The sequence below is a fragment of the Collinsella sp. genome, from assembly GCF_052346665.1.
Taxonomy (GTDB): Bacteria; Actinomycetota; Coriobacteriia; order Coriobacteriales; family Coriobacteriaceae; genus Collinsella.
In genome coordinates, this window is sequence record NZ_DAWDUX010000002.1 from 61,857 (window position 1) to 73,443 (window position 11,587).

Consider the following 11,587-nt stretch of genomic DNA (forward strand, 5'->3'; position numbering starts at 1 on the left):
CGAAGCTCAAATCAACATGGTAGACTCCTCATCAGACCACAACGACCCGCTGCGAGGACCCATGAAGCACATCTCGTTTCTCATCAAACCCGCCAGCTCGACGTGCAACATGCGCTGCCGCTATTGCTTCTACGCGGATGTCGCAGAGCACCACGAGACGGCGAACCACGGCGTCATGGAGGCCCCATGCGCCGAGGCCATCATCGATGCTGCATTCGCGCTCGGCCCCGACACCGAGGTGACCTTTGCCTTCCAGGGTGGCGAACCCACCTGCGCGGGGCTCGAGTTCTTCCGCTCGTTCTGCGCGCACGTCGATGAGGCTCGCGAGCGCCAGACGGTCCACTACGCCATCCAGACCAACGGTTACGTCATCGACGACACCTGGGCCGAGTTCCTCGCCGAGCACGACTTCCTCGTGGGCGTCTCCATCGACGGCTATCCCGAGATGCACGACTGGCTGCGACCCGATGCGCGCGGCGTGGGCACCATGGGCCGCGTGCTGGATGCTATATCGGCGCTGAGGCGGGCAGGCGCGGAATTCAACATCCTCACCGTCCTCACCGACCAGCTCGCCCATCACCCCCAAAAGCTCTACCGCTTCTACAAACAGCACAAGTTCGGCTTCGTCCAACTCATCCCCTGCCTGCCGGGACTCGATGAGACGAACGACGAGTACTCGCTGGAGCCCGAGAGCTTCGCGAGCTTCTACAAAACGTTCTTCCGCATGTGGCTCGAGGACTTCAAGCGCGGCGACCGCATGAGCGTGACGCTCTTCGACAACGTGATACCCCTGTTCGCAGGCGTTTGGCCCCAGCAGTGCGGCATGCTCGGGGCATGCGCACCGCAGTTCGTGGTCGAGGGCAACGGAGATGTGTACCCCTGCGACTTCTACGTGCTCGACCGATATTGCCTGGGCAACATCCGCGAAAACTCACTGGAGGACATGGCCACCTGCGACGCGCTCCGCACGTTCATCGCCGAACCCAGGCGCGATTGCACCCTGTGCGCGGACTGCCCCTTCGAGCGCATCTGCCACAAGAACTGCAAGCGCCTCAATACCTGCTACTATCGCGAGGACTATTGCGGATACCGCGACTTCCTCGAATACGCCGCCCCCGACATGATCGCGATTGCGCGCACGTTGCGCTAAAACGCTTCCAAGGGTTCGAGCACCCCACCTGTCGCCCGAACCCCAAAGCGGGCCCTTCCCCGTGTGGAGAGGAGCCCGTCTCTTCAGTGCGAGGCGATGGTGCCGAGCGATTTATGCCAGCACAGTGTACTTCGCGATGTTGTAGACATTGATAAGGATGATAACGACCATGAGGCCGATGAACAGTTTGTCAACTCGCTCGGAATCGATGCGCTTGTTCATAGCACGACCGGCGACGCCGCCCAAAATGCCACAGGCAACCATGCCCGCAATCAACGCAATGCTAATGCTCGCAAGATCCATCGTGAGGATGCTGCGAACAGTGCTCGCAGCCTGTGAGAACAGGATGATATACAGGGAGTTCTGCGCGGCCTCCTTGGTTTCCATGCTGAAGAAATAATAAAGGACGACGAGGTTGATGGGACCGCCGCCGATACCGAGGAAGCTCGACATGATGCCGAGGAACAGGCCGATGACCGCGCACGCAAGGGCCCCGCTGACCCGCTTGGTGGCGATCTTCTCCTTATTGACGGTGTAGACGAGGGTTCCGATGGTGATGACCATGAGCACCGCGGCCTGCACCGCGCCGGCGGTGTTGGGCGTGTCGAACAGGCCCTCGACCATGCTGAAGAGATCCTTGCCCACCAGGCCGCCCACTGCCGCGCCGATGGCAAGCGGCGTGGCGGTCTTGAAGTCGATCTGCGAGGCACCGGAGACGCGGGAGCGCAGGACCGAGTAGGCGGTCATGGACAGGACCGTGCATCCCGAGAGGAAATTGATGGTCGAAACAGGGAACACCCCGAGTGCGTCGAGCACGGGCTTGATGATGACCCCGCCGCCGATGCCGCAGATCGCGCCGATGATCGACGAGAAGAAGCAGACAGCGAACACTGCTGCGTAGATGATTGCCATCGATTGCCTCCGAACATATATACACACATTTCGAACATTATCGAACACATCGACAGATGATACCACTCATCGCACGAGGCGTGTCGGAATTCGCCGCGCGGCGGCCACGATGCAACGCGCAAGCCGCCGCGCGGAGAATCGGATGGCCTAACGCCGCAGAAGGCCGGCGACTTCCCCCGCCAGCGTGATGGTACCAGCCGCGACCAGCTCCAGCCCGGAAGCAGTTGCCCAATCGAGCGCAGATGCGACGTCCTCAAAGACGGAAAGCACATCCCCCTCATCGCGACCCAGTGAGCCGAGTTTGGCTCGCACGAGATCCGCGAGTTCCCCCGCGGGCATCGCACGGTCGCTCGCGGTCTGCGCGATGACGATTTGAGGAAACGCCGGCACGAGCACATCGACGATGCCCGACACATCCTTGTCGGAAAGAGCGGCGATGAGCAGGGCGGGTCGATTGGACATGCAGGGCTCCACCTCGTTGAGTGCGCGCACAAAGTTCTCGCAACTCTGAGGATTGTGGCAGGCGTCGACGAGCACCAACGGGTCGGTGCGGGCCACATCGAAGCGGCCCGGTATGGGACAGGAGTCGAGGCTTCTCTCGAGCGCGCCGACGTTCAGAGCGCATCCAAGGTATCCCTCGGCCAACGCGATGGCACACGCGGCGTTTTGCGGCTGATATGCAGGTTTGCGCATGTCCACGCGATATTCCGCGCGGGGGGTCCGGGTGCGAAACGACACGACGCCCCCAATGCGATCGGGCTCGCGGAGCGTCTCGTGCGAAACGACCCAGGGCGTCACGCCACATGCAGCGCAGCGCTCGTTCATGACGCGCTGGACCTCCGGCACATGCGTACCCTCGCCCAAAACCACAAAGCGACCCGGCTTGATGACCGCCGCCTTCTCGCACGCGATCTGCCCGAGCGTGTCACCCAGAATACGCGTATGGTCGAGGCCGATGCCCGTGATCGCGACGGCAACGGGATCAGTCGCGCTCGTGGCGTCCCAGCGCCCGCCCAGGCCGACCTCGAGCACCGCCACGTCAACGCGGGCCTCCGCGAACACCACCATCGCCGCCACGGTCAGCAGGTCGAACGGCGTGATCGTGTAGGATGGCTCCCCGGCGGCGACGCGATGCGCGTTCACCCGACGACCCGCCTCAGCCGCGACGGACACGCCATGTGCGAACTCTGAGGGCTTGACCACGGCGCCGTCGACCTCCATGCGCTCCTCGTAGCGCACCAGCTGGGGAGACGTGTACAGGGCGGTTCGCTTGTCCTCGCCACGCAGGATGGCCGCGGCAAAGCGCGTGGTGGATGTCTTGCCGTTCGTTCCGGCGACCTGAATGCAATCGAAGTGCTCATCGGGGCGCTCAAGCTCCTCGAGCATATCGACCACCGTCTCGAGCAGCGGGCCCGCGTCGCCGGAGATCTTGCCGGTATCGGCAGCGATGGCAACCGCGTCATCATAGGCGAGCTCGGCCACTTCGAACGGAACGCTATAGACTCCCTGGCGCTTCATGCAGCCCTCCTAATTGCGATCTTCGCGGCCGTACACAAACCAGTACGCGGCAGCGATCGCGACGCCGCCCACGATATTGCCAAGCGTGACGAACACGAGATTAGAGGCAACCCCCAGCACCACCACGGACGAACCGCCCCACAACGCCTCGATAACCAAGCCAAGCGGGAGAAAGAACATGTTCGCGACCGAGTGCTCAAAACCCAGGACCACAAAGGCGACCACGGGCAGTATGGCGGCAGCGAGCTTGTCACACACCGTCTTGCCAGCGCTGCCCATCCACACGGCAAGGCAAACGAGCACGTTGCACAGGATGCCGCGCGAGAACGCGACGACCGGACTTAAGGACGCCTTAGATGCCGCGACCGAGCAAGCAAGCTCGCCGACGGCTCCTCCCTGCATCTCGGCAAAGCCCGAAACGAGGAGCAACACGACCACCAAAAGGGCTCCCACGGCGTTGCCCGCGTACACAATCGCCCATTTACGCAGCATACGAACGAGCGGATACCGCCCATCGAGCGCGCCGATAACCATGAGGCAGTTACCGGTGAACAACTCGGCACCGGCAACGAGCACCAAAAACAGGCCCAGGCAGAACGCGAGACCGCCCAAAACGAGCGAGATGGTCGGGGAAAGCGACACATCGGACCGTACCATGAGCATGAACGACGCGCCCAGGGCCACAAATGCGCCGGCTAGGATCGCCAAAACGAACGCCCGACCGCGCGTGAGACGCGCCTTGGCAAAGCCGATATGGACGAATGCCTCTTGCGTCTTCGCCGGTGGAAGCATCACCGTGCCGTTTTCGTTATCTGACATATGTGCCCTCCCCATACTACCGGCACTGGCCCCAATTGCATCCGGGGCGCAGCTGGGGAGTAACCTATCTCAGTTGTATCCATGTCTAGGGTTTTCCAGGTGCCCCAAATCCGGCCGAACGTAAAGGCGCGGTGTACGGACGTACATAAGCCTTTAGGTTCGACCGGAGATGGGGTGTCTGGGAAAGCCGACTATGCGAAGTCCTCAAGCTGCGCCTTGATGGCAGCGATGGTCTCCACCAGCTCAGCGGCACGCTCGCGCTTCTTGGCAACGACCTCGGGGGCGGCCTTCGCCACAAACCCCTCGTTGCCGAGCATACGCTCGGCGCCTGCGAGCTCCTTCTCGGCAGCCTTCAATTCCTTCTCCATGCGGGCGCGTTCGGCGTCGAAATCGACAAGATCACCCATGACGACGTAGGCGTCGAAATCCGGACCAGCGAGAGCGATGGCCTTCTCGGGCTTCACGAACTCATCGGCCGTGAGAACCACGAGCTCGCTCACATTGGCCAATCCGCGGATGAAGTCGGCCATGCCGATAATGTCTTCGGCAACCTCGGCAGTGCCGGCCTTGACCTCGCAGCGCAACTCCTGCTTGGGGGAGATGCGATAGCGGGCGCGCGTGGAACGAACATCGGACACGAGTGCGCGCGCAAGTTCGAACGTGCGCTCGGCGGGCTCGTCGATGAAACGGGCGAGGTCCGCAGGCTCGGGCCAGGAGGCGATCATGAGAGCCTCGGCGCGCTCAATCGAACCGTCCTCGTTCACGTCGAGCCAGCTTGCGGGCATCTGGTCCCAAATGGCCTCGGTCACGAACGGCATGAGCGGGTGCATCAGGCGCAGAGAGGCGTCGAGGACGAACATGAGGTTGCGCTGGGCCTGGAGGCGCGCCGCGTCATCCTTAAGACGGGTCTTGGTGACCTCGACGTACCAGTCGCAGACCTCGTTCCAGAAGAAGTTCTGAACACCGCGCGCCATCTCGCCGAACGTATAGTGCTCAATGCCCTCGGTGACGAGTTGGGCGGCCTTCGCGAGGCGGCTGAACATCCAGGCGTCGGCAGCGGTCTCGGCAACCGGCTCGCCCGGGGTGTAGCCATCCATGTTCATAAGCAGGAACCGGCTCGCATTCCAGATCTTGGTGACGAAGGAGCGGGCCTGTTCGGTGCGGGCGGAACCCTTGAGTGCCTTGGTCTTCTTGTCGATGTCGGCGTCGAACTTGACGTCCTGGTTGGTGGTGCACAGCGTGAGCAGGTTGAAACGCATGGCGTCGGCGCCGTACATGTCGATGAGGTCCATGGGATCCACACCGTTGCCCTTGGACTTGGACATGCGGCTGCCGTCCTTGGCAAGGATCGTCGGGTAGATCACGACATCGTGGAACGGCACCTCGTCGAGGAAGTACAGGGAGCTCATGACCATGCGGGCAACCCACAGCGCGATGATGTCGCGTGCGGTGACGAGCGCCGTAGTGGGGTGATGACCCTCGAGCTGCTCGGGGTGCTGCGGCCACCCTTGCGTGGCAAAGGTCCACAGCTGGGAGCTAAACCAGGTGTCGAGCACGTTCTCGTCCTGGTGAACGTGGGTGCAGCCGCACTTGGGGCAGACGGTGACGTCGTCCATGCAGGCGTCTTCCCAACCGCATTCCTCGCAGTAGAACACGGGGATACGATGACCCCACCACAGCTGGCGGGAGATGCACCAATCTTTCAGGTTCTCCATCCAGGTGGTGTAGGTGTCGGTCCAGCGGGCGGGGTGGAAGGTCACGCGACCGTCGCGCACAGCGTCGAGCGCAGGGGCCTTCAACTTGTCGACCGCGACGAACCACTGCTCGGAGAGCCAGGGCTCGAGCGTGTTATCGCAGCGGTAGCAGTGCATGACGGAGTGATCGTGCTCTTCGATATGGTCGAGCAGGCCGTGCTCCTCGAACCAAGCGAGGACAGCCTCGCGGCACTCGTCGCGGGTCATTCCGGTGAACTCACCGTAGCCCTCGACCACCACGGCATGCTCGTCGAAGATGTTGATCTTCTCCAGGCCGTGGGCCTCGCCCATCGCGTAGTCGTTGGGGTCGTGCGCCGGGGTAACCTTGACGAAGCCGGAGCCGAAGTTCGGATCCACATGCCAGTCGTCGAAGATGGGAATCTCGCGGTCCACGATCGGGAGTTTGACGGTCTTGCCCACGAAGGCAGCCTTCTCGGGATCCTTGCTGGACACGGCGATACCGGTATCGCCCAGCATGGTCTCGGGGCGCGTGGTGGCCACGACGATGTACTCCTGGCCGTTGACGGGCTCGGTCAGCGGGTAGCGGAGGTGCCACAGGTGGCCCTTCTCGTCCTTGTACTCGGCCTCATCGTCGGAGATGGCGGTGGTGCAGCTGGGGCACCAGTTAACGATGCGCTTGCCACGGTAGATCAGGCCATCGTGGTACCAATCACAGAAGACCTTGCGCACCGCCTCGGCGTACTCGTCGTCCATGGTGAAGCGTTCGCCGTCGAAATCGACGGAGCAGCCCATACGCTTGATTTGCTCGACGATGGTGCCGCCGTACTCGTGCGTCCAATCCCAACAGGCATCGATGAACTTGTCACGCCCGATCTCCAAGCGGGAGATGCCCTCGGACTTGAGCTTCTTATCGACCTTGGTCTGGGTGGCGATACCCGCGTGGTCGGTGCCGAGAATCCAACGCGTGGAGCGACCGCGCATGCGGGCCATGCGAACAATGGCGTCCTGAATGGAGTCGTCGGTGGCGTGGCCCATGTGAAGGATGCCCGTCACGTTGGGCGGCGGGATGGTGACGGTGCAGTCGCCCACGCCCTCGCGGCGCTTGTAGTAGCCGCCATCGAGCCACTTCTTGAGGATCGCCGGCTCATTGACCGCCGGATCGTAATTCTTGGGCATCTCTTCTGCCATGAGTGTCCTTCCTATGGATACGTTAGTCCAGGTCGATGTCGGATCCCTCGTAAACGCGGCGGGGTTGCTCGTCACCATGAACAGCGGCGGCGGTCACCACAACCTGGCTCACGCCCTGCTCGCTCGGCAGGTCGAACATCGTCTGCTGGAGCAGCTCCTCGCAGATGCTGCGCAGGCCGCGAGCGCCCGTCTTGCGGGCAAGTGCCTTCTTGGCGATCTCGTGCAGAGCCTCGGCCTCGAACACGAGCTCGACGCCCTCCATGGCAAACATGCGGCGATACTGCTTGACCACGGCGTTCTTGGGCTCCGTGAGGATGCCCACCAGGTCATCTTCGGAGAGGGCCTGGGTCTGGGTGATCACCGGAGTACGGCCAATGAACTCGGGGATCATGCCAAAGTTGTTGAGGTCCTCGGGAAGCACCTGCTTAAGGAGCACATTCTCGTCCTTTGACGTGGGGCCGGCGATCTCGGAATTGAAACCGACGCCCTGGTTTCCCACGCGGTCGGAGATGATCTTGTCGAGTCCCACGAACGCGCCACCGCAGATGAACAAGATGTTTGTGGTGTCGATCTGGAGCAGCTCCTGCTGAGGGTGCTTGCGTCCGCCCGTGGGCGGGACGCTCGCGACGGTACCCTCAAGGATCTTGAGGAGCGCCTGCTGCACGCCCTCACCGGAGACGTCGCGCGTAATGGAGAGGTTCTCCGCCTTGCGTGCGATCTTGTCGATCTCGTCGACGTAGATGATGCCGATCTGCGCGCGATCGATATCGCCGTCGGCGGCGGTGATGAGCTTGAGCAGGATGTTCTCGACGTCCTCGCCCACATAGCCCGCCTCGGTGAGCGCCGTGGCATCGGCGATGGCGAACGGGACCTCGAGCACGCGGGCGAGCGTCTGGGCGAGCAACGTCTTGCCGGTGCCGGTGGGACCGAGCAGCAAGATATTGCTCTTGGCAAGCTCGACATCTTCGTCCAGGGACGCAGCGTGGGCACCACGGGCAGCGGCATCCGACGCATCCCCCTCGAGCACGCGACGATAGTGGTTGTACACCGCCACGGACATGGCGCGCTTAGCGTCCTCCTGACCCATGACGTACTGCGACAGGGCATCATAGATCTCATGCGGCGTGGGAACACGCGTAATGAGCTTTGAGGCAGTCTCGCGCATGGTCGGCGCGGGAGCCTCCTCTGCCGGAGGCTCCACCGTGGCAGCCCCATCCTGTTGAGCAGCGTAAGCGGCCCCAAAGGCGCGCATCATCTCGTCCTGGGCAAAGGACTGCTCGAGAATCTCATTGCACGCCTCAACGCACTCGTCGCAGATGAACATGCCGTCGTGTCCGCGCACGAGCTTGCGCACCTGATCTTGCGTCTTGCCGCAGAATGAGCAGCGGACCGGAACCTCACCATCGGAGCCCGGCGTACGGCCAAAGTCCTCCCCCGCCATTAGCGCTCGCTCCCGGAGTCGTTGCGGGAGGTCACGATGCGGTCGATAAGGCCGTATTCGAGGGCTTGATCGGCGCGAAGGTAATGATCACGCTCGGTATCCTGTTCAACCTGCTCAAAAGGCTTGCCCGTGACATCGGCCAAAATGTGGTTGAGCGTGGTGCGCGTCTCGCGGATCTCGCGGGCGGCGATCTCAATCTCGGTCTGCTGGCCCTGGGCACCGCCGCTGGGCTGATGGATCATGATCTTGGAATGGGGCAGGCAGAAGCGCTTGCCCTTGGCACCGCTCGCAAGAAGAACCGCAGCCATTGACGCCGCCATGCCAACGCAGATGGTGGAAACATCGGGCTTGATGTAATTCATGGTATCCAGAATGGCAAGGCCCGAATAAACCTCACCGCCCGGCGAGTTGATGTAGAGCGAAATGTCCTTCTCGGCATCCTGGCTCTCAAGATGCAGCAGCTGGGCGATCACGAGGTTCGCGGTCACCGAATTGACCTCCTCGCCCAAAAAGACGATGCGGTCGTTGAGCAGGCGCGAATAGATGTCGTAGCTGCGCTCTCCGCGAGGAGTCTGCTCGACGACGTAAGGCACGAGCGCAGAGTCGATGCGATGGATCATATGGCTCCCTTCGGGATAAGACGCCGCGAATCGGCGCCTGAAGATGCTGTTTGGTCGTCATCGAGTGAACGCTGAAGAACATTTGGCACTCGATAGAAACGTACGGTGCCCAATCCCGCCGAGCGCGATGGGCACCGTACGCAAATCAGCCGTACAGCCGCTTATGATACGCCATTTTTGCCGAAGGCCATGCGAGAGCACAGAGTCCGGCGGGCGTGACGCAGATACGCTACTCGGCCTTGGCCTCAGCGGCGCGAGCGGCCTCGTCGACCTCGGTCACCTTGGCGTTCTCGACCAACCAGTCGACAGCCTTGGAACGACGAATGGAATCGCGAATAGCGGGCATGCGGCCCTCGGCGAGGAACTGAGCCTTGGAGGCTTCGACGTCCTCAACACCAGCGCGCTCGAACTCGCCGTTGACATCCTCGTCGGTGACCTCGACCTTGAGCTCGCGAGCGAGCGCGTCGAGGGCGAGGGACTCGCGGGCAACGTCGTTGGCCTGACGGTGCAGGTCGGAGATGAACTCCTCGGAGCTGATGCGGTTGGCCTGCAGCCAGCCGTCGAGGCTCATGCCACGAGCGGAGAGGCTCTGCAGGAAATTCTGACCGAGCTCCTGGAAGACGGACTGCTCGTAGTCCTCGTCCATCTCGTCAAGCTGAAGACGCTCGGCAAGTTTGGCGACGGCGCGATTCTCCTTGAGCTGCGGGAGCTGGGAAGACTTGTCAGACTCGATCTCGAGCTTCACGGCGTCGCGCATGGCGTCAATGCCATCGAAGCCGAAGTTGGTCTGTGCGAACTCATCGGTAAGCTCGGGGAGTTTGCGCTCCTTGACGCTCTTGACGGTGACCTCGACGGAAGCCTCCTCGGCACCCTCGACCTCTGGCGTCCAAGAAATGGTCTTGGTCTCGTCGACGTTCATGCCCATCAAGCCCTCGTCGAACTCCTTCGGCAGATTACCGGAACCCATGGCGATCATGCGGCCCTCGCCGGCGAGCGCCTCGGCGTTGGCGACGTTCTTGATGTCAACGGTCACATAATCGGCGGCCTCGACGCCACGCTCGACGTCCTCAAACGTGGCGTGGTAACCCATGAGCATGTCGACCTGCTGGTCGATCTCGGCCTCGGTGACCTCCGCGGGAGGCATCTCGATCTCAACGGCATCGTAAGAGGAGAGCTCGGGGGTGGGGCGCAGGGTGAACTCGACCACATAGGTGTAGTCGGTGCCATCGACGCACAGGTCGATCTCCTGGTAATCGCCCTCCTTGACGGGAACGATGTCAAGCTCGTTGAGGACGTTGCCCTCGTTGGCGCCGATCAGCTCATTGGTGGCCTGCGCGAGCACGGCCTCCTTACCCAGGGCGGAGTCGATCACGGGACGCGGGGCCTTGCCGGCGCGAAAGCCGGGGAAACGGTACTTCTTGGCAGCCTCCTTGTAGGCCTTCTTGATGGCCGCGTCGACGTCGGCAGCCGGAATGGTGACCGTGGCGGTAAGCTTGGCGTCCTTCACGTCAGAAGTGATGTTCAACGTTCCTCCTCTAATACATGCCCGGCATATGTGGGTGCCGGGGTCCCTTTGGTACCTTGTGTGCGTGTGTGGTGCGGGCGAAAGGACTCGAACCTTCACGGGAACCCCACTGGAACCTAAATCCAGCGCGTCTACCAATTCCGCCACGCCCGCAGCTAGTCACACAGGCGAACATAATAGCAAAAAGAACGGCTACGCGCTTGTCTGCAACAAGAAGCGTCAAAAACCCGCATCACAGCTGCACATACCCCTGCATACATCTCCAGCTGCGCTCGTGTGCGATTTAGCGGGAGAGCTGACTTTTGCCGAGCAGCTCACCCTTATTGAAGAACTCACCGGATCGTGGTCTCTTCCCGAACGCAATGTTGCCGAAGAAGATGACGATGGGCTGGACTTCATCGGCAAGGCAAGCGGATATTATGATTGCGAGCCCGCTACCTCACTTGAGGAAATACGCAAGTACCATTCCGATTCAAAATGGGTTGCGGGAAGAGAGGCGGCACGCCAAGCCATATCCGTTGCAACGGGCTCAAGTCGTTCGCCCATGGAGGCAATCATGTACTGCATGTTTGCCCTCCCCCACTCTCTGGGCGGATTTAATTGCGGTCCACTTAAACCGAATTACAAGATTGTACTGACAGGAAAAGCCTCCATGCTGTCGGGATTGCCGTATGTCATAGCCGATGCATATCTTCCTCG

8 protein-coding genes, 1 tRNA gene and 1 pseudogene are annotated in these 11,587 nt (G+C 61.8%); 2 read left to right on the forward strand and 8 right to left on the reverse strand.

All coding sequences use genetic code 11. The features are described 5' to 3' along the window. Positions 1 to 61 precede the first annotated feature (61 nt). On the forward strand, positions 62 to 1,150 hold the full coding sequence (locus tag ACT8II_RS00860) for a radical SAM protein (protein ID WP_443812797.1): 1,089 nt from the start codon (positions 62 to 64) through the stop codon (positions 1,148 to 1,150). Between the two features lie 111 nt (positions 1,151 to 1,261). Here the strand turns inward: ACT8II_RS00860 and ACT8II_RS00865 are convergent, their stop codons facing one another. The 8 genes from ACT8II_RS00865 to ACT8II_RS00900 all read right to left on the reverse strand — a co-directional run bounded on the left by ACT8II_RS00865 (position 1,262) and on the right by ACT8II_RS00900 (position 11,041). Further along, on the reverse strand, positions 1,262 to 2,062 hold the full coding sequence (locus ACT8II_RS00865) for a sulfite exporter TauE/SafE family protein (protein ID WP_118653728.1): 801 nt from the start codon (positions 2,060 to 2,062) through the stop codon (positions 1,262 to 1,264). A gap of 147 nt (positions 2,063 to 2,209) precedes the next feature. Beyond that, a complete protein-coding gene (locus tag ACT8II_RS00870; RefSeq protein ID WP_443812798.1) occupies positions 2,210 to 3,580 on the reverse strand; it encodes a bifunctional folylpolyglutamate synthase/dihydrofolate synthase in 1,371 nt (456 codons plus the stop codon). A 9-nt stretch (positions 3,581 to 3,589) separates the two neighbouring features. Beyond that, positions 3,590 to 4,399: a formate/nitrite transporter family protein gene (locus ACT8II_RS00875; protein ID WP_443812799.1), complete on the reverse strand. Its 810-nt coding sequence runs from the start codon at positions 4,397 to 4,399 to the stop codon at positions 3,590 to 3,592. Positions 4,400 to 4,590: 191 nt separating this feature from the next. Further along, on the reverse strand, positions 4,591 to 7,302 hold the full coding sequence (locus ACT8II_RS00880) for a valine--tRNA ligase (RefSeq protein WP_330006412.1): 2,712 nt from the start codon (positions 7,300 to 7,302) through the stop codon (positions 4,591 to 4,593). 22 nt (positions 7,303 to 7,324) lie between these two features. Then, the gene (clpX, locus tag ACT8II_RS00885) at positions 7,325 to 8,743 is read right to left on the reverse strand and encodes an ATP-dependent Clp protease ATP-binding subunit ClpX (RefSeq protein WP_118653732.1); all 1,419 of its coding nucleotides are present in this window, start codon (positions 8,741 to 8,743) and stop codon (positions 7,325 to 7,327) included. Beyond that, entirely contained in the window at positions 8,743 to 9,363 is a 621-nt protein-coding gene (locus tag ACT8II_RS00890; protein ID WP_118653733.1) for an ATP-dependent Clp protease proteolytic subunit, read from the reverse strand. The genes clpX and ACT8II_RS00890 overlap by 1 nt, the downstream gene beginning before the upstream one ends. A 229-nt stretch (positions 9,364 to 9,592) precedes the next feature. After that, complete coding sequence (gene tig, locus ACT8II_RS00895; RefSeq protein WP_443812800.1) at positions 9,593 to 10,888, reverse strand: trigger factor; 1,296 nt, start codon at positions 10,886 to 10,888, stop codon at positions 9,593 to 9,595. A 69-nt stretch (positions 10,889 to 10,957) separates the two neighbouring features. Continuing rightward, positions 10,958 to 11,041: transfer RNA gene (locus ACT8II_RS00900), tRNA-Leu, on the reverse strand. Between the two features lie 121 nt (positions 11,042 to 11,162). On the opposite strand from ACT8II_RS00900, the pseudogene ACT8II_RS00905 reads away from it, so the two are divergent. Next, positions 11,163 to 11,587 (forward strand): annotated as a pseudogene (locus tag ACT8II_RS00905) (hypothetical protein); the annotation flags it as partial.